The sequence below is a fragment of the Azospirillum endophyticum genome, from assembly GCF_016595245.1.
In the GTDB taxonomy this organism is placed as follows: Bacteria; Pseudomonadota; Alphaproteobacteria; order Azospirillales; family Azospirillaceae; genus Azospirillum; species Azospirillum endophyticum.
Genome location: NZ_JAENHM010000073.1, coordinates 275,358 through 293,286, shown reverse-complemented (window position 1 = coordinate 293,286; position 17,929 = coordinate 275,358). Strand labels below are relative to the sequence as shown.

The following is a 17,929-nucleotide window of genomic DNA, read 5'->3' as shown; positions in this document are numbered from 1 at the left end:
GGTTACCCAGTTCCCTGCTGGCCATCGGTTTGGCCGTGACCGCGCCCCTGCTGCTGTTCGGCGCCGTCCTGGTCTGGCAGCTCGACACCCGCGACCGGGCGGAGACGGAGGACGCGCTGCAATCGGTCGCCCAGTCGCTGTCGCTGGCGGTCGACCGGGAGCTGGCGAGCCAGCTGCGGCCGCTGGAACTGCTGGCGTCGCTGTTGCAGCCCAACGCCGACGATCCGCGCACGCTGTACCAGGAGACGACCACCGCCACCCACAGCCAGGCCGGCTGGCTGGCGATGGGTCTGATCGACGCCGATACCGGGCGCTTCCTGTTCCACACCCACTATCCGCTGGGCGTCCAGCCGTTGCCGCCGCCCCGGCTGGACGAGATCACCCGCCAAGTGGTCGAAAGCCGGCATGCGACGATCGGCGGCGTGCTGCCGCCCGGCGGGCCGCCCGGCCGGCCGTCGCTGATCCTGCGCGCGCCGATCATCCAGTACGACCCGGTGGGGCAGAGCGACCGGGTGCGCTATGTCCTGTCGCTGGCGCTCGGGCTGGAAGGGTTGAGCGGCGCGCTGCGCACCCGTGCCACCCCGCCCGAATGGACGGTCACCGTCATCGACCCGACCATGCTGATCGCCGCCCGCTCGCATGATGCCGCCGCCTATCTCGGCCAGAAGGTCTATGCGGCGCTGGAGACACGGATCCGGGCGGGCAGCAGCCGCATGTTCCTCGGCAGGACCAGGGACGGGGTGGAAGTCCATTCCGTCATCCACCGCTCGGCCGAAACCGGCTGGTCGGTGATATTGGGCGTACCGTCGGAAGCCGTGCAGCGAAAGCTGAACGCCACCCGCATGACGGTGATCGGCGGCGGAGCCCTTGCCTGTGCGGCGACCCTGATGCTGGCCCTGCTGGTGTCGCGCGCCTACCGCCGGCGCCGCAGCGCCGAGGAGGAGGTGCGGCGCGCCCGCGAGGCCGTGCTGATCGAACAGCGCCGCCGGCTGGAGTCCGAGAAGGAACATGCGGAAGCGGCCAACCGCGCCAAGGGCGATTTCCTGGCCAACATGAGCCATGAACTGCGCACGCCGCTGAACGCCATCATCGGTTTCGCCGAAGCGCTGATGTCCGGCATCTTCGGCCCCGCCCCACCCAAGCATGTCGAATATCTCACCGCGATCCACCAGTCCGGCCGCCACCTGCTGGATCTCGTCAACGAGTTGCTGGACATGGCGAAGATCGAAGCCGGCCGGCTGGAACTGTTCCCGTCGTCCGTCGCACTGGGCGACCTGCTGGGAGACTGCCTGGGACTGGTCGAGGCACTGGCCCTGCGCAAGGGCGTGGCGCTGACCGGCGTCGCCGTCGTTCCGGACCTGAGAGTAATGGCGGACGGGGTCCGCCTGCGCCAAGCGGTGCTGAACGTCCTGTCCAACGCCATCAAGTTCACCCCGCCCGGCGGCGCCGTGCGGGTGGAGGCCGCCGCCGGTACCGGCGGCAGGGGAGCGGTCATCGTGATCACCGACACCGGCGTCGGCATGACCGCGGACGAGATCCTGATCGCGATGGAACCGTTCCGTCAGGTCCACAACTACCTGACCAAGGCCGAGGCCGGGACCGGGCTGGGCCTGCCGCTGGCCCGCCGCTTCGTCGAGGCCCATGGCGGCACCCTGACCCTGGACAGCACCCCCGGTGCCGGCACCACGGTGACGATCAGGCTGCCGTGAAGGAACCGCCGGCCGCAACAAGGCCGGCCGCGACTGGAGCTTCCCCCTACCCCCGGCGCGGCGGGCGTCCCGGAAGCGTGGCGCGCTGCAGCTTGGCGCCGGCAAGATCGGCACCGTCCATCTCGGCGCTGTCGAGGTTGGCGTCGGACAGGTTGGCCTGCACCAGACAGGTCCCGACCAGCAGGGCGCCGCGCATGTCGGCCCCCATCAGGTTGGCGGCCCAGGAGCGCCCGGTGGGGCGGCCCGAAGGGTCCTTGATCGCTGCCGGACCCAGCCGCACCCGCGTCAGGTCGGCGCCGGTCAGCACGGCATAGCTGAGATTGGCGCCTGACAGATCGGCCCCCATCAGGTTGGCGCCTTCCAGGTTGGCACCGGACAGGTCGGTCATCATCAGCCGGGCACCGGTCAGCGCCGCCGCCGACAGGTTCGCCCCGCGCAGCGACGCGGCACTGAGGGTCACGTTGCGCAGGTCGGCGCGGCTGAGGTCGGCTCCGTCGAGGTCGGCGCGCTGGCCGCGCTGGCCGAAGCTGTCGATCCAACGCTCATGGTCGAAGATGGCGCGCTGGATCTCCGATCCCATGCTGTCGATCGGCCGGGTCATCTGCGCCGTGGCGATCCGCGTGGACGACAGATCGCAATCGGCCATCCGGGTACCGACCATGTCGGCCTTGTCGAAGCGGGTGCCGTCCAGCGCCGCTCCCGACAGGTTGGCGCCATTCAGCCGCGCCCCCGTCAGGTCGGCGCCGTTCAGCACCGCGCCCGACAGGTCGGCATTCTGCAGCACCGCACCGCTGAGGTCGGCCTCCGACAAGTTGGCGCCGCGCAGGACGGCGCCGGTCAGGTCGGTGGGAATACCGCCTTCCGCCGTCATGCCGGTCTGCAGGCGGGCCAGGGCGGCCTTGTGGATCTGGCGGGCGCTCTCGGCGTCCTGCGCATCCGGCCCGGCGCCGCGGCGGGCGGTGCCGCCTGGCTCCAGCGTGCCGGCGCGCAAGTCCGCTCCCTTCAGGTTGGCGTGGGAGAAATCCGCCGCACGCAACCGGGCGCCGCGCAGGTCGGTCTGCATCAGGTTGGCACGGCTGATGTCGGCATCGCGGAGATCGACGCCGAACAGGTCGGCACCGGCCAGATTGGTGCCGTTCAGCCGCCCGCGTGCCAGTCGCGCGCCGACCAAACGGGCGCCGCGCAGATCACGCTGAGACAGGTCCGCCCCTTCCAGGTCGGCCATGGCGAGGTTGGCGCGGGCGCCGCCCGGCTGGCCCTTGATCCAGCGGGCATGCCGGTCCAGCACCTCGGCCAGTTGATCTGGGCGAAAGAAGGACACGGACGACGCGGTCGGAGTGGCGGTGTTCGACACGGGCAAGCTGACGCCGTGAAATTGGTTACATTGCGACAATCATGCGGTTCATTCCTTACCGAAGGCTGAATAACTCCCCCTTTTGCGCACTCTCTTTAGGAGGATGAGGTTCGGCAGCCTGCCGCTGCCGCATCCCATTGGACCGAGGGCGATTTCCGGCGTGGAGAATAGGGAAAACAGGAGCTTGGCCATAAGACCGGCCATAGGCCTCTAAGGCTCCCGTCCCCATGACCGGACCGCGGCAGTCCCGAGTCGCGCAGGTTACGGTTCTGTAATCGAACCACTTGCGAACGGGTCGCGAACAATTGCGAATCAGCACGCGGCCGGCGCCACGCGCTGTTCGGCGGAATCCCTGGACTCCCCAAAAAACCAGCATCGGTTAAGCAATGGTTTCTTGACAGAAAAGGCCACGGGCATCCTAAAAGTGTCCCACCTTTCGGATTAACGCACCGCAGCGCGCCTTGACCTTAGCCAGGGTGTGACTTTGGCCGTAACCGGGACGACGGAGTCCAGACGATGGATTCCGGGTGCCGGAGCGGAAAAACGGGATATGAAGGAAGAATGATGAAGGATACGGACGCCCGGTCGATCATGGCCGCACGCCCGAGCGTTGGCGACAGCCACGCCACCGAACGCCGTCATCTCGATCGCCGCACCCTTCTGCGCGCCGGCTTGGGTCTGGCCGCCGCCGCCTCTGCCGGAGGAACCCTGTTCACCAGCGAAGAGGCGGAGGCCGCGGCACTGCGCGCACCGCCCCGGGTGCTGTCCCTGGTGAACCTGCACACCGGCGAGAAGATCAACGCCGAATATTGGGCGAAGGGCAAATATGTCCGCGATGCGATGCGGGCGGTGAACCGCGTGCTGCGCGACCACCGCACCAACTCGGTCCATCCCATCGATCCGAAGCTGCTGGATCTGGTCTATGGCCTGAGCCGCAAGATCGGGCGCAAGGGTCCGATCGAGATCGTGTCCGGCTACCGCTCGCCGGAGAGCAACGCGCTGCTGCGCGAGGCCGACCATAGCGGCGTCGCCCAGAACAGCTTCCACATGCGCGGCATGGCCATCGACCTGCGGGTCCCGAGCATGTCCACGCGCAGCCTGCAGCGTGCGGCGCTGAGCCTGCGCGGTGGCGGCGTCGGCTATTACCCCGACAGCAACTTCGTCCATGTGGATGTCGGCCCGCTGCGCCACTGGTGAGCCACCGATCCCGGGATACCGCGTCCGGTACAGCCCGTATTTCAAGACCGTCAGTTCGAAGTGGCGCCGAGTCCAATGTGATTTGGCGCCATGGTCATTTCGGGGTCTTTCCCTTCCATAGAGCGGGATTGGCCGGCCATCCGGTCCGGTATCCAGTTCCAACCGCAGCCGCCGGCTTTGGTTCCGATTTACGGCGGGCGGCGGTCATGCCCGGCCCGTTGCCGGCATTCTGCCATGAGACCTCGTGACGACCGGCTTGATGGCGGTCCCGTCGGCACGGCAGGTTTTCCCCGACAGTCATCACCCGCTTTCTGAACGCCCGCCAAACTGATGCGAAGCGCGGAACGCGGCTTACTGCCACAGCCATGGGTGGCACTTTGAAGCCCAATCCGCCAATAAATTGTCTATCTTGATTTCCGCGCAATTTATCATGCGTTTGGCTTCGAAATCCGGGGGGATATGCATATGGGATTCCTGTTTGGTGGAAGCGGCAACGATACGCTGATCGGCGGCGACGGTGACGACGCTTTCTATGGTGAAGCCGGCAATGACTTGATGATCGGTGGGGATGGTGACGACACGTTCCATGGGGGCGCCGGTAGTGATTCGCTCATCGGCGGCATGGGCGACGACGTCTACATGGTGGACGACACAGACGACACCATCCTGGAGGATCCGCTCCAAGGCTTCGACGAGGTCCGGACCACGCTGAACGCCTATACACTCGGTTTCAATCTGGAAAAGCTGACCTTCGCCGGATACGGCGATTTCGAAGGCACCGGCAACGAACTGGACAACCTGATCATCGGCGGGATGCACAGCAACACCCTGATCGGCGGGGGCGGCCTCGACACGCTGATCGGTAGCCATAGTGACGACACGCTCGATGGCGGCTCGGGCAATGATTTGCTGATCGGTGGCAATGGCAACGACGTCTACATCGTGGACAGTGCCGGCGACATCGTCCAAGAAGATCCGTTTCATGGCATCGACGAGATCCGCACCACGCTGAACGCCTACAGCCTTGGCGCCGAGGTGGAGCAACTGACCTTCATCGGAACCGGCGACTTCGAAGGCACCGGCAATGCGCTGAACAATGTGATCGTCGGCGGAGCGGGCAACGATACTCTGAGCGGCGGGGGCGGTTCCGACATTCTGATCGGCGGTGACGGAGATGACCTCCTCCTCGTCGACGGCTTCGGCTACTACGGCATGTCCTTCATGGCGTCCCTGCAGGGTGGAGACGGGGTCGACACGGCCATCGTCCTGAACAGTGACGGAATTTATATCGACCTGAGCGCTTGCAGCATCGAACGCACCTATGGCGGATCGGGAAACGACACGCTGACCGGCACGGGAGCCATTACCGGCCTCGCGATCGACGGGGGAGACGGCGATGACAGTATCGTCGGCGGCGCGTTCAACGACACGCTGACCGGCGGCACCGGCGCCGACGCCCTGACGGGCGGCGATGGCGACGACGTGTTCTATATCGACGCGGCCGACCGAGTCGAGGGCGGCAACGGGTTCGACACCGTCTATGTCCAGGGAGACGGCGACATCCACCTCGATCTCGGCTATCCCGGCATCGAACGGGTGTTCAGCAGCGGTGGCAACGACAACTTCTTTGCAGGCGCCACAGCGGTCGAGGTCGACGCCGGGGCCGGGGCCGGGGCCGGCGACGACAACCTCTCGGGAGGCGATGGCAACGACACATTTTATGGCGGCGACGGCAACGACAATATGTTCGGCGGCGGAGGGAGCGACATCCTGGTCGGCGGGGCCGGCAACGACACCCTGTTCGGCGGCGACGGCGACGATGTTCTGATCGGCGGGGCCGGCGAGAATGTGCTGTTCGGCGAGGACGGTAACGATAGCTTTTATATCGACACCGCGACCTCGGCCCGTCTTTTTGGCGGCAATGGCGACGACACGGTCATTGTCCGTTACGCCGGGGGTGCCGATCTGGACATCTCCCACTCGATCGAGCATTTCATCGGCGGGGTCGGCAATGACTCCGTCACGGCCGACTACGCGTACTTGGCAATGACGATCGACGGCGAGGACGGCGACGACACGCTGTCCGGCGGTTCCGGCAACGACACGCTGTCTGGTGGAAACGGCGACGACAGGCTGCGGGGCGGCGGCGGTGATAACGTGCTGCAAGGCGGAGCCGGTGCCGACCTGTTCGATTTCTCGGTCAGCTTCGGCGGTGGCAGCGGCGACGGCAACGACGTCGTGGGCGATTTCAATGCTGCGGAGGGCGATCGGATCGGACTGCTCTGGTTCCAGAATTGCTCGGTGAGCGCCAACGCCCAGGGCGAGGCTGTTCTCGACATTTCGGGCTTCGGCAGCGCGTCGACGGTCACCCTCTCCGGTGTGATGGCCCAGGACGTGTTGAGTTCCTGGTTCACCACCCTCTGAAAACAGGAAAGGCGCCGTCCTGCTGGAGACGGCGCCTTTCCATTCGTCCTGAGCGGATGAAGACCGCCCTACCCCACCTTCAGCTTGCGGCGGAGCAGCGACAGCGGTGCGGTGTCGTCCAGGCTGGGCTGGAAGGCGATGGTCACCTCGGTCAGCGCATTCGCCCAGCTCTCCGGGTTCGTCCCCTCCGGTGCCTCGACCGAGGTGAAGCCGGTGCGGACCAGATAGAGATACTGGTCGGGAATGACATGGCCGACCGCGCGGATCTCGCCGGTATAGCCGTAGCGCTCCCGCAGCTCGCGCGCGGTGGAGAAGCCGCGTCCGTCGCGGAACTTGGCGAACTCCACCGCCACCAGGGCGAAGCGGTCGAGGTCGGCGGCGATGGCGCCCGCCAGCGTGCCGCTCTTCAGCCGCACGCCCAGCTTGGCATTGCGACCCTCGAAGCCGTCGCGCTCCGCCTGCCAGCGCTCGAAGCTGATGATCACCGGGCGGTCGTTGGGAACCGGCTCGCCATCGGGGATGAAGCTCCAGGCATCCTCGCCGATGCGCCCATTCTCAATCAGCGGCATAGATTCTCTCCTTGAACGGGGCATGACCGACGCGTTTGAGGGTGTCGACGAAGCGCTCGCCCTCGCCCGTGCGGTTGGCGAGATAGACGTCGACGATGGCCTCGATGGCGTCCACCGCTTCGGTCTCGGTCACCGCCGGCCCCAGGATGTCGCCGATGGCGGTGGTCAGCGTCGGATCGCCGCCCACCGTGATCTGGTAATATTCGGTGCCCTTCTTGTCGACGCCGAGGATGCCGATGGCACCGACATGGTGATGGCCGCAGGCGTTGATGCAGCCGCTGATCTTGATCCCCAGCTCGCCGATGGTGCGCTGGCGGATCGGATCAGCGAAGCGGGCGGAGATCGCCTGGGCCAGCGGGATCGCGCGGGCATTGGCCAGCGCGCAGTAATCCAGCCCCGGGCAGGCGATGATATCGCCGATCAGCCCGGCATTGGCGCTGCCGAGACCGGCCTCGTCCAGCCGCTTCCACAGATCGTACAGTTCGTCCTTCTTCACATGGGCGAGGACGAGGTTCTGGACATGGGTGACGCGCAGCTCGCCGAAGCTGTGACGCTCGGCCAGATCGGCGACGAGGTCCATCTGGTCGCAGGTGGCGTCGCCGGGGATGCCGCCGGCCGGCTTCAGCGAAATGGTGGCGATGGCGTAGCCCGGCGCCTTGTGCTCGGCGACGTTCACCTCCAGCCAGTTGGCGAAGGCCGGGTCGGCAGCCTTGGCGCGCTCCAGCGCTTCGGAATGGTCGGGCAGTTCCTCGAAGGGCGGCGGGGCGAAATGCTGGCGCACCCCCTCGACGATCTCCGGGTCTAGGCGGTATTTCGGGCCGCGCAGCCGCGCGAACTCCTCCTCCACCTCCTGGGTGAACTTCTCCAGCCCCAGCTCGTGCACCAGGATCTTGATGCGCGCCTTGTAGATGTTGTCGCGGCGGCCATACTGGTTGTAGACGCGCAGGATCGCTTCCAGGTAGGCGACGAAATCCTCCTGGGCCACCCACTCGCGCACCAGCTTGCCGACGAAGGGCGAGCGGCCGAGACCGCCGCCGACATAGAAGGAGAAGCCGGCCTCGCCCTTGTCGTTGCGCCGGGCCAGCAGGCCGACGTCGTGGATGCGCACCGCGGCGCGGTCGCTCTCGGCGCCGGAGATGGCGATCTTGAACTTGCGCGGCAGATAGGTGAACTCGGGATGCATCGTCGTCCACTGCCGCAGGATCTCGGCATAGACGCGGCCGTCGACGACTTCATCCTTGGCGGCGCCGACGAAGGGGTCGGTGGTGACGTTGCGCACGCAGTTGCCGCTGGTCTGCAGCGCGTGCATGTCGACCTCGGCCAGCTCATGCAGGATGGCCGGGGTGTCCTCCAGCTTGATCCAGTTGTATTGCAGGTTCTGGCGGGTGGTGAAATGGCCGTAGCCGCGGTCGTACTTGCGGCCGATGGCGGCCAGCTTGCGCAGCTGGGTGGCGGACATCACGCCATAGGGCACGGCGATGCGCAGCATGTAGGCGTGAAGCTGGAGGTAGAGGCCGTTCATCAGCCGGACCGGCTTGAACTCCTCCTCCGTCAGCTCGCCCGACAGGCGGCGCTCGACTTGGCGGCGGAACTGCTCGACGCGCTCGGCGACGAACTGCCGGTCGATCTCGTCGTAGTGGTAGATGCCGGCACGGGCGCCGGGCGCGATGTGGTTCATGTCGATCAACCCTCAGGGCCGCCGCAACGGCCAGCGATCAGAAAATCAGGCGGCCTGCTTGCCGAGATCGAGGCGCACGGTCGGGCCGGCGGTGCGGATGCGCTCGCGCATCGTCGCTGGAACCGGAATGCCGTTCTGCTCCACCACCTCGAAGGCGTAGATATCGACGCCGGACTGCTCGCGCTCCGCCTTCGCCTTGGCTTCGGCCAACACCCCGTCGGCCTCGGCGCGCTGGAACAGCGCAGCCTCGGCGAAGGACTCGACCCACCGACCGCCCTCGCCCAGGAACACGACTTCTCCGTCGCGCAGGCGGTTGGCGGTGATGGCTTTCATCGATCCTTCCTTCGATCGATCCTTGGCCGACATCTGGCTCTCCTGGCTGGTCGTTCTCGAACGCGTTTGGTGTCTTACCCGAACCGTCGGCGGTCCGGCAGTGAATTCGGCGGGATACCGGCACCCACGGCATCATTCATGGCAGCCATTTCTCCCGGTCGATCAGGTCGCGGCTTTCGCGGGCGACTTCCGACATCGACGCACCTTCGGCACGTCGGCGGTCGCGAAGCTCGGCAATGGTGCGCAGCCGCTCCGCCCATGCCTCCGGGAACAGCGCCTCCAGCCGCTGGCGCAGCAGGCTGGCGAGCGTCGGGCTGCGGCCGCCGGTGGACACCGTCATCACCAGATCGCCACGCCGCACCACGGAGGGCGAGTGGAAATCACACAACGGGATGACGTCCTCGACATTCACCAGCACGCGGCGTTGCCGCGCCAGTTCCGCCAGCGCCGCCTCGGCCTCCGGTCCCAGCCCCATGACATACAGCACGCCGATTTTGTCCAGATCGGCGGCACCCGGCAAAGCTCGCACCAGCCTATCGCCGGCGAGCACCGCCAATTCCCCGTCCGGCTCCGGTGAAAAGACCTGCGGATCGGCCCCGCCGTCGCGCAGCTGGGTCAGGCGGCGCAAAGCCAGCGGACCGTTGCCGGCCAGCGCAACCACTACCCGGGCCGGGTCGAGCGCCAGCGGAATCATGGGCGGGCACCCGGAATGGATGCCGGAATGGACGAACGAGTGCGGCCGAGTGCGGCGTCTATGACCGGGATCCTGTGCATGGCGGTATTTAGCCCGGCGGCCGCATGACAATCAACATATTTCACACAAGTCTTTGCAGCGCAGCACAATCCTATTAAACAAGTAGAGAATGTATTTACGTTGCACGGGTTTTCCGCCGGTGATAATGTGCAAATAGAAAGTCACAACCTACTTATTTAGTAGGATTTAAACGCCACCGCGAAAGGCAGCTGATGATGGACGCCGCGACACGGGTGAAGCATCTGACCGACGGTTACGGCACGTTGGAAGGCGCTCCGCTGCTGGCCGCCATGCACGAGGTGTTCGGCGGGCGGATCGCCCTGCTGTCGTCCTTCGGCGCCGAATCCGCGGTGCTGCTGGCGCTGGCGGCAGAGGCCGCCCCGAATTTCCCGGTTCTGTTTGTGAATACTGGCAAGCTGTTCGGCGAGACCCTGCGCTATCGCGACCAGCTGGTGAAGCGGCTGGGCTTGACCGACGTGCGGGAGATTGGGCCGACTGCCGACGACCTCGCCGCCGGCGACCGGGACGGCCTGCTGTTCAACCGCGACTACGACGCCTGCTGCCACCTGCGCAAGACGGTGCCGCTGGATCGCGCGCTCGCCACCGCCGGGCTGGAGGCCTGGGTGACCGGGCGCAAGCGCTTCCAGTCAGCGACCCGCGCCGCCCTGCCCCTGTTTGAGGCGGAGAAGGACCGCATCAAGGTCAACCCACTGGCCAACTGGGACAAGGACCGGCTGGAGGAGGAGTTCACCCGGCGCGACCTGCCGCGCCACCCGCTGGAGGCCGACGGGTTCCTGTCGATCGGCTGTTACACCTGCACCGAGCGCGTGGCGCCCGGTGCCGACCCGCGTTCCGGCCGCTGGGCCGGCAGCGCCAAGACCGAATGCGGCATACACACCACCATGATTGGAATCGTTCGATGAGCGCCGATCTCGACCAGCTCGAAAACCAGAGCATCTATATTCTGCGCGAGGCCTACAACCGCATCGACAAGCTGGCGATGCTCTGGTCGATCGGCAAGGACAGCAACGCGCTGCTCTGGCTCTGCCGCAAGGCGTTCTTCGGCCGCATCCCCTTCCCCGTCGTGCAGCTCGACACCGCCATGGAGCTGCCGGAGGTCTACGAGTTCCGCGACCGCATCACCAAGGAATGGGACCTCGACCTGAAGGTCGAGCAATGCCCGCCCGAGGAGGAGATGGACCAGACCCTCCCGCCGCTGACCCGCGCCGCCGCGCGCAAGACGGAAGGGCTGAAGAACCTGCTGCGCGACCACGCCTACCAGGGCGTGATGGTCGGCATCCGCCGCGACGAGCAGGCGACCCGTGCCAAGGAGCGCGTGTTCTCGCCGCGCTCGCTGGAAGGCGACTGGGACGTCAAGGACCAGCCGGCCGAGTTCTGGGACCATTACAAGACGCGCTTCCCCGAAGGCGTCCATGTCCGCATCCATCCGCTGCTGGCCTGGACCGAGCTGGACATCTGGCGCTATTCGCAGCGCGAAGGGATTCCCATCGTCCCGCTGTACTTCGCCCGCGACGGCAAGCGCTATCGCTCGCTCGGCGAGAAGAACATCACCTTCCCGGTCGACAGCACCGCCTCGACCATCGACGAGATCATCGCCGAGCTTCAGGTGACCCGCGTGCCGGAACGCGCCGGCCGGGCGATGGACAACGAATCCGAAGACAGCTTCGAACGCCTGCGCAGCGTGGGGTACATGTAAGATGCCGCATTCTCAACTCCGCATCGTCATCGTCGGCCATGTCGACCATGGCAAATCCACGCTGATCGGCCGCCTGCTGAACGACACCGGCAGCCTGCCCGACGGCAAGGTCGAGCAGGTCCGCGAAATGAGCCGCAAGCGCGGCATGCCGTTCGAATGGGCCTTCGTCATGGACGCGCTCCAGGCCGAGCGCGACCAGGGCATCACCATCGACACCACCCAGATCCACTTCAAGACCAAGCAGCGCCCCTACGTCATCATCGACGCCCCGGGCCACACCGAGTTCCTGAAGAACATGGTGACCGGCGCGTCCCAGGCCGACGCAGCCCTGCTGGTGATCGATGCCGACGAGGGCGCGCTGGAGCAGTCGCGCCGCCATGCCTTCCTGCTGCATCTGCTGGGCGTCCGTCAGGTGGCGGTCGTCGTCAACAAGATGGACAAGGTCGAGTTCTCCAGCCGCCGCTACGAAGCCGTGGCGCAGGAGATCAAGGACTATCTGGCCGAGCTGGGGTTGCAGCCCAAGGCGGTGATCCCGGTCTCCGCCCGCAACGGCGACAACATCGTCAGCCGCAGCGAGCAGGCCGACTGGTATCTAGGGCCCACGGTGATCGAGCAGCTCGACGCCTTCCGCCCGCAGCAGACCTCGCCCGACCAGCCGCTGCGCTTCCCGCTGCAGGACGTCTACAAGCCGGACGACCGCCGCATCCTGGCCGGCCGCGTCGAAAGCGGGCGCCTGCGCGTCGGCGACACCCTGCACTTCTCGCCCACCGGCGCCAGCGCCAAGGTGGTCAGCATCGAAGCGTGGAACCATCCCGAAACGGTGTTGTCGGCCCAGGCCGGGCAGAGCATCGGCATCACGCTGGACAAGCGCATCTTCGCCGAGCGCGGCCACATCGCCCACCACCAGGCCGACGCCCCGACCCTGGCCCACCGGCTGAGCGTGCGGCTGTTCTGGCTGGTGTCCGACCCGCTGGTGGTCGGCAAGACCTACACGCTGAAGATCGCCACCGCCGAACACCGGGTGACGGTGGAGCAGGTGACGGCCGCCATCAATGTGGAGGACCTGTCCAGCACGCCGGCCAAGTCGGTCCACCGCAACGAGGTGGCGGAGGTCGTCCTGCGCTCCCGCTCGCCGATCGCGCTCGATCTGGCGTCGGACCTGCCGTGCACCGGCCGCGGAGCGCTGATCGACGGCAACGACGTGGTCGGCGGCTGCCTGGTGGTGGAGATCGAGGACGCCGCGGCGGCCAACATCACCGAAGTCTCGCACACCGTCTCGCTGGAGGAGCGTGCCCAGTCCAACGGCCACAAGGGCGGCATCGTCTGGCTGACCGGCCTGTCGGGAGCCGGCAAGTCGACGCTGGCCATGGCGCTGGAACGGGCGCTGTTCGATCGCGGCTGGCAGACCTTCGTTCTGGATGGCGACAATGTCCGCAACGGGCTGAACGCCGGGCTGGGCTTCTCGTCGGACGACCGGGCGGAGAACATCCGCCGGGTGGCCGAGACGGCGAAGCTGTTCGCCGACGCCGGCATGGTGGTGATCGCCTCGCTGATCTCGCCGCTGAAGTCCGACCGGGCACGGGCGCGGGTGATCGGCGGCGAGCGCTTCCACGAGGTCCATGTGGCTGCCGACCTCGCCACCTGCGAGGAGCGCGATCCCAAGGGCCTCTACAAGAAGGCGCGGGCCGGCGAGATCGCCGAGTTCACCGGCATCTCGGCTCCCTACGAGGCGCCGGACCAGCCCGAACTGGTGATCGACACCGACGCGCTGAGCCGCAGCGAGGCGCTGGCCCAGCTGCTCGACTATGTCGATGAGACCCTGGGCAAGAACAGCCTGAAATCGGGGAAAGAGCTGACCTATGTGATCTGAGGGTCGGCTTCATAGGGTAAGGCGTCGGGCGCGGGGGAAAGACCGCGCCCGACGTGTTTTTCACGATGATTTACGCGAACAGTCAGGAATAAAAGTTGGTATAAATTTGAAGAATTTAGAAAATCCACTAGCAGAAGATAATTGAATATTATAACTCCTGAATGATAATATTTTTGTTTATTTAGTTATTAAAATTAAGATTTTAGGCAACACACAATGAATGTTGCAAGCGTATCCCAAAGCGCAACCAGATGATCTGGCGATGGAGCAAAATCTGGTGAATGGACATAGCGGTGCAATGTATCAGCTGAAATTAAACGGTCTGCATGCTGAAACTTCTTGATTTCTCCCAAATATTTATGATCAATTTTTTTCTTTGCATGTAAATCCTCGGCAATTCTCAACGCCCGCAAAGATAGCTTATCGTTTGCTCCGACCGTCAATTCATTTTGACTAATATAATTTTCAATAGATAAATCAAGAAGAACTCGAAATAAAACTGAAACTGCATTGGAATGGTCAGGCAGAACAAGATGAAACTGAAGCTCTTCCCAAATGGCTCGATGACGTTGCAGTCGCCCAGGCCATGCGATTCCATAGTCTGTGCGCGCAATGAGGTTCACTCTTCGTGACGGCTTTGACACTGAAACGGAAGCAGCTTTCGCCTTTTTTGAATTTACATCATCCTCAGATTTTTTAGTAGAATCGACAGAGCCAAAATCTTTATGTTTTGTTAGACTATCTTTGACCGTAGGAAGAAGACCATCTGCTTCGAGTTTATCTAGATAAGCACGCTTACCATCCACATCCCAGATATCTCCAAGAACCGTCTCTCTTCTTGCCAGATCATTAGCAATCCGTTGCAATGCCCGCAACACGACATCCTCTTGATGAGTGTATTCAAATTTTCCCCGACTCACGCTAAACCCAACTCTATTGCGGAACGCCTCTGATGATAGGAGTCTGTTCATTGTCGATCTTGGCAGCTTCCTATGTTTAGGAGCCATATTTGCAGCAACAAGACGTTGCTCTACTTCATCAGCCACGCTTACTGCATTTCCTTTTCCAGTCCTATTAACAAAATTTGCCTTCATGCGGTCATCCCAATTACTTTGACCAACTCCAGACTGATTTCCAGTATGCCTGCGAAACAGAATATCATCCACCCGGTCTCTATCAGTTTCGACTTGACACATGAATCGATCAGGGAAAACGAAATTTTTCTTTTCTTTCAGAGACGAGAAATATGATTGAAGATTTTTATTAGGAGCCTTATTTGGTTCCTTGAGTACTTTCAAGCAAGTCAGTCGACGATTCCCGTCAAACACAACAAACTTCCCATTAATCGGCGAGACAAGTAGTGGCTCATAAATTTCACCGGCATCAACGATGTCACGAGCCAATGCTTTCATATGATCTTCTTTACTATTGAAGAGCCAAGCGATTGCCGCCGTCTCATTTTCAAGCTCACCATGACGGTCATTTGCGCGGTTAACGAGCAGGTCATTTAGCGGCAGCAATCGATAAGCCATTACGTCAACTCCAATAGAAACAAAGTTATTTCGGCCTTTAACGCAAAACGAAGGTTGCTAATCAAATTTAGCTTGTGCAAACAATGCGAGTCAAAGCGGACTTTAACGCTGAAAGAGAAAATTTCATTGGTAAAAATCTCTTTAACAGAGAAATTCAAGCCTTCCTCACCATGAACTGAATCTCACATCTCTGCGCCCCATCAACCCTCCCCCCTCCCCGGATCCTGTGGCATAAGGGGCCGCCAACACGCCCCAAGCATCACGCCCCAAGGACCCCTGCCGCCCATGATCCGCTTCGATAACGTCAGCAAGCAGAACGGCCACCGCATCCTGTTCCTGGAGGCCTCGGCCGCGCTCAATCGCGGGGAGAAGATCGGGCTGGTCGGTCCGAACGGTGCCGGCAAGACGACCCTATTCCGCATGATCACCGGCGAGGAACAGCCGGACGGCGGGCAGGTGGCGATCGAGAAGCAGGTCAGCATCGGCTATTTCAACCAGGATGTCGGCGAGATGTCCGGCCGCTCCGCGGTGGCGGAGGTGATGGACGGCGCCGGTCCGGTCAGCGTCGTCGCCGCCGAGCTGGCGGAACTCGAAGCAGCGATGGCCGACCCGGATCGCGCCGACGAGATGGACGCCATCATCGAGCGCTACGGCGAGGTGCAGGCGCGCTTCGACGAGCTGGGCGGCTATGAGCTGGAAGGCCGGGCGCGCGAAGTGCTGGCGGGCTTGAGCTTCAGCCAGGAGATGATGGACGGCGACGTCGGCGGGCTGTCGGGCGGCTGGAAGATGCGCGTGGCGCTCGCCCGCATCCTGCTGATGCGGCCCGACGCCATGCTGCTCGACGAGCCGAGCAACCATCTGGACATCGAAAGCCTGATCTGGCTGGAAGGTTTCCTGAAGGGCTATGAAGGCGCCCTGCTGATGACCTCGCACGACCGCGAGTTCATGAACCGCATCGTCACCAAGATCATCGAGATCGACGGCGGAACGCTGACCAGCTATTCGGGCGACTACGGCTTCTACGAGAAGCAGCGGGCGCTGAAGGAGAAACAGCAGGAGGCGCAGTTCGAACGCCAGCAGGCGATGCTGGCCAAGGAGCTGAAGTTCATCGAGCGCTTCAAGGCCCGCGCCTCGCACGCCTCCCAGGTGCAGAGCCGGGTGAAGAAGCTGGACAAGATCGAGCGGTTCGAGCCGCCCAAGCGCCGTCAGGTCGTGACCTTCGACTTCCCGCCGGCCCCGCGCTCCGGCGACGACGTCGCGGTTCTGAAGAACGTCCACAAGGGCTATGGCAGCCGGGCGATCTACGAGGGGCTGGACCTGACCATCCGCCGCAAGGAGCGCTGGTGCGTCATGGGCGTCAACGGCGCCGGCAAATCGACCCTGCTGAAGCTGATCGCCGGCGCGGCCGAGCCGGACAGCGGCACCGTCACCGTCGGCGGCAGCGTCAAGATGGGCTATTTCTCCCAGCACGCGATGGAGCTGCTGGACGGCGACCAGACCATCTTCGAAGCGCTGGAGGCGCATTTCCCACAGGCCAGCCAGGGTTCGCTGCGGGCGCTGGCCGGCTGTTTCGGCTTCTCCGGCGACGATGTGGAGAAGCGGTGCCGGGTGCTGTCGGGCGGCGAGAAGGCCCGGCTGGTGATGGCGATCATGCTGTTCAACCCGCCCAACTTCCTGGTGCTGGACGAGCCGACCAACCACTTGGACCTCGACACCAAGCAGATGCTGATCGCGGCGCTGGCGGCGTATGAGGGCACCATGCTGTTCGTCTCGCACGACCGCCATTTCCTGGCCGCATTGTCCAACCGCGTGCTGGAGCTGACGCCGGAGGGGATCCACCAGTATGGCGGCGGCTACACCGAGTATGTGGAACACACCGGTCAGGAGGCGCCGGGGCTGCGCAGCTGATCGCAAGCGGACGCGCTGGCCGCCGCCGGTCGGCATCGGTCGGTCCGCCCTGGCAGTCGGCGGTTGGGGCAGCGAAGGACAGAGAGGGGGGGGGTGAGCTGGCCAAGCGGAACGCTCACCCGGACGAACCCGGCTTCCCGCCGAGCGCCGGGTATCCCTCTCCACCGGGGATGAGGCGACGGAACTCATCGCGCGTGATCCGATAGCAGTCGCACGCGACCTCCTCCAACCCGGCCGGATCCAGGATCCTGATGTGCCCGCGGCTGTAGGTGATCAGGCCGGCGCTCTGCAGCAGTCTCGCCGTGACGGTCACGCCGGCCCGCCGGACGCCGAGCATGACGGCCAGATACTCCTGGGTCAGCGGAAATTCGTCACCGACCCGGTCCCTGCACATCAGCAGCCAGCGGGCACAGCGCTCCTCGATGGTGTGGAGGCGATTGCAGGCAGCCGACTGGGCGACTTGACTGAAATGCGCCTGGGTGAAGCGCAGCAGCTTGCTGCGTAGCGTCTGGCTCCGGTGCATGGCGGCCCTCAGCGGCGCAGCAGACATCCGCCAGCCGTTGCCGGGAATCTGGATGTCGCACTGGCACGGCATCCGGTCCGCCTCCAGCAGGACCGGGGTGCCGACCAGCCCTTCGTTGCCGACCGTGCCGACCTCCACGGTGTCGCCGTCGGGCAGGATGTTGAGCAAGGACGCACATCCCTGCTCGATGAAATACACATGGGCGATATCCTCGTCCGGCCGGAACAGCGTCATCTTTTGCGGCAGGGAAACGGCATCCAGATGAGGTCGGACCAGGGCTTCCTCGGACGACGAGAGGCTGCGGAGGATGTGGTTGCGACTCTCCAAGGCGATGCCTCCGGCTGAACGGCATGCAATCGAT

Annotated in this window: 14 protein-coding genes; 7 read left to right on the top strand and 7 right to left on the bottom strand. The window is 64.2% G+C overall.

Annotated elements, in window-relative coordinates; genetic code table 11:
- Positions 1 to 35: 35 nt before the first annotated feature.
- Complete coding sequence (locus JHL17_RS28255) at positions 36 to 1,709, top strand: sensor histidine kinase (protein WP_345773895.1); 1,674 nt, start codon at positions 36 to 38, stop codon at positions 1,707 to 1,709.
- Positions 1,710 to 1,755: 46 nt separating this feature from the next.
- Here the strand turns inward: JHL17_RS28255 and JHL17_RS28250 are convergent, their stop codons facing one another.
- Entirely contained in the window at positions 1,756 to 3,063 is a 1,308-nt protein-coding gene (locus JHL17_RS28250) for a pentapeptide repeat-containing protein (protein ID WP_200197977.1), read from the bottom strand.
- A gap of 561 nt (positions 3,064 to 3,624) precedes the next feature.
- Between JHL17_RS28250 and mepK the strand changes: the two genes are divergently transcribed.
- Both mepK and JHL17_RS28240 read left to right on the top strand, forming a co-directional pair.
- Complete coding sequence (mepK, locus tag JHL17_RS28245) at positions 3,625 to 4,260, top strand: peptidoglycan L,D-endopeptidase MepK (protein ID WP_247893871.1); 636 nt, start codon at positions 3,625 to 3,627, stop codon at positions 4,258 to 4,260.
- Positions 4,261 to 4,725: 465 nt separating this feature from the next.
- The gene (locus JHL17_RS28240) at positions 4,726 to 6,684 is read left to right on the top strand and encodes a calcium-binding protein (protein WP_200197976.1); all 1,959 of its coding nucleotides are present in this window, start codon (positions 4,726 to 4,728) and stop codon (positions 6,682 to 6,684) included.
- A 68-nt stretch (positions 6,685 to 6,752) separates the two neighbouring features.
- Here the strand turns inward: JHL17_RS28240 and JHL17_RS28235 are convergent, their stop codons facing one another.
- The 4 genes from JHL17_RS28235 to JHL17_RS28220 all read right to left on the bottom strand — a co-directional run bounded on the left by JHL17_RS28235 (position 6,753) and on the right by JHL17_RS28220 (position 9,958).
- Positions 6,753 to 7,253, bottom strand: a complete 501-nt coding sequence (locus JHL17_RS28235; RefSeq protein WP_200197975.1) for a DUF934 domain-containing protein — start codon at positions 7,251 to 7,253, stop codon at positions 6,753 to 6,755.
- On the bottom strand, positions 7,240 to 8,931 hold the full coding sequence (locus JHL17_RS28230; RefSeq protein ID WP_200197974.1) for a nitrite/sulfite reductase: 1,692 nt from the start codon (positions 8,929 to 8,931) through the stop codon (positions 7,240 to 7,242). Before JHL17_RS28230 ends, JHL17_RS28235 begins: the two co-directional genes overlap by 14 nt.
- A 45-nt stretch (positions 8,932 to 8,976) precedes the next feature.
- Positions 8,977 to 9,264, bottom strand: a complete 288-nt coding sequence (locus JHL17_RS28225) for a DUF2849 domain-containing protein (protein WP_247893870.1) — start codon at positions 9,262 to 9,264, stop codon at positions 8,977 to 8,979.
- A gap of 136 nt (positions 9,265 to 9,400) precedes the next feature.
- Positions 9,401 to 9,958, bottom strand: a complete 558-nt coding sequence (locus JHL17_RS28220; protein WP_200197972.1) for a precorrin-2 dehydrogenase/sirohydrochlorin ferrochelatase family protein — start codon at positions 9,956 to 9,958, stop codon at positions 9,401 to 9,403.
- 275 nt (positions 9,959 to 10,233) lie between these two features.
- Between JHL17_RS28220 and JHL17_RS28215 the strand changes: the two genes are divergently transcribed.
- The 3 genes from JHL17_RS28215 to cysC are packed head-to-tail and all read left to right on the top strand — an operon-like array spanning position 10,234 to position 13,605.
- Positions 10,234 to 10,941 (top strand): phosphoadenylyl-sulfate reductase, encoded by a 708-nt coding sequence (locus JHL17_RS28215; protein ID WP_200198486.1) that lies wholly within the window; start codon positions 10,234 to 10,236, stop codon positions 10,939 to 10,941.
- The gene (cysD, locus tag JHL17_RS28210; protein WP_098740286.1) at positions 10,938 to 11,735 is read left to right on the top strand and encodes a sulfate adenylyltransferase subunit CysD; all 798 of its coding nucleotides are present in this window, start codon (positions 10,938 to 10,940) and stop codon (positions 11,733 to 11,735) included. Before JHL17_RS28215 ends, cysD begins: the two co-directional genes overlap by 4 nt.
- A 1-nt stretch (position 11,736) precedes the next feature.
- A complete protein-coding gene (cysC, locus tag JHL17_RS28205) occupies positions 11,737 to 13,605 on the top strand; it encodes an adenylyl-sulfate kinase (protein ID WP_200197971.1) in 1,869 nt (622 codons plus the stop codon).
- Between the two features lie 194 nt (positions 13,606 to 13,799).
- On the opposite strand, the gene JHL17_RS28200 is transcribed toward cysC, so the two are convergent.
- Entirely contained in the window at positions 13,800 to 15,137 is a 1,338-nt protein-coding gene (locus JHL17_RS28200; protein ID WP_200197970.1) for a ParB/Srx family N-terminal domain-containing protein, read from the bottom strand.
- 285 nt (positions 15,138 to 15,422) lie between these two features.
- Between JHL17_RS28200 and JHL17_RS28195 the strand changes: the two genes are divergently transcribed.
- Entirely contained in the window at positions 15,423 to 17,045 is a 1,623-nt protein-coding gene (locus JHL17_RS28195) for an ABC-F family ATP-binding cassette domain-containing protein (protein ID WP_200197969.1), read from the top strand.
- A 115-nt stretch (positions 17,046 to 17,160) separates the two neighbouring features.
- Here JHL17_RS28195 and JHL17_RS28190 read toward each other — a convergent pair whose 3' ends face one another.
- The gene (locus JHL17_RS28190) at positions 17,161 to 17,895 is read right to left on the bottom strand and encodes a Crp/Fnr family transcriptional regulator (RefSeq protein ID WP_247893869.1); all 735 of its coding nucleotides are present in this window, start codon (positions 17,893 to 17,895) and stop codon (positions 17,161 to 17,163) included.
- Positions 17,896 to 17,929: the final 34 nt, after the last annotated feature.

Coding starts and splice junctions, on each gene's coding strand:
- JHL17_RS28235 (WP_200197975.1), bottom strand. CDS start 7,253: ATGCCGCTGATTGAGAATGGGCGCATCGGCGAGGATGCCTGGAGCTTC.
- cysC (WP_200197971.1), top strand. CDS start 11,737: ATGCCGCATTCTCAACTCCGCATCGTCATCGTCGGCCATGTCGACCAT.
- JHL17_RS28220 (WP_200197972.1), bottom strand. CDS start 9,958: ATGATTCCGCTGGCGCTCGACCCGGCCCGGGTAGTGGTTGCGCTGGCC.
- JHL17_RS28215 (WP_200198486.1), top strand. CDS start 10,234: ATGGACGCCGCGACACGGGTGAAGCATCTGACCGACGGTTACGGCACG.
- JHL17_RS28195 (WP_200197969.1), top strand. CDS start 15,423: ATGATCCGCTTCGATAACGTCAGCAAGCAGAACGGCCACCGCATCCTG.
- mepK (WP_247893871.1), top strand. CDS start 3,625: ATGATGAAGGATACGGACGCCCGGTCGATCATGGCCGCACGCCCGAGC.
- JHL17_RS28230 (WP_200197974.1), bottom strand. CDS start 8,931: ATGAACCACATCGCGCCCGGCGCCCGTGCCGGCATCTACCACTACGAC.
- cysD (WP_098740286.1), top strand. CDS start 10,938: ATGAGCGCCGATCTCGACCAGCTCGAAAACCAGAGCATCTATATTCTG.
- JHL17_RS28225 (WP_247893870.1), bottom strand. CDS start 9,264: ATGAAAGCCATCACCGCCAACCGCCTGCGCGACGGAGAAGTCGTGTTC.
- JHL17_RS28240 (WP_200197976.1), top strand. CDS start 4,726: ATGGGATTCCTGTTTGGTGGAAGCGGCAACGATACGCTGATCGGCGGC.
- JHL17_RS28200 (WP_200197970.1), bottom strand. CDS start 15,137: ATGGCTTATCGATTGCTGCCGCTAAATGACCTGCTCGTTAACCGCGCA.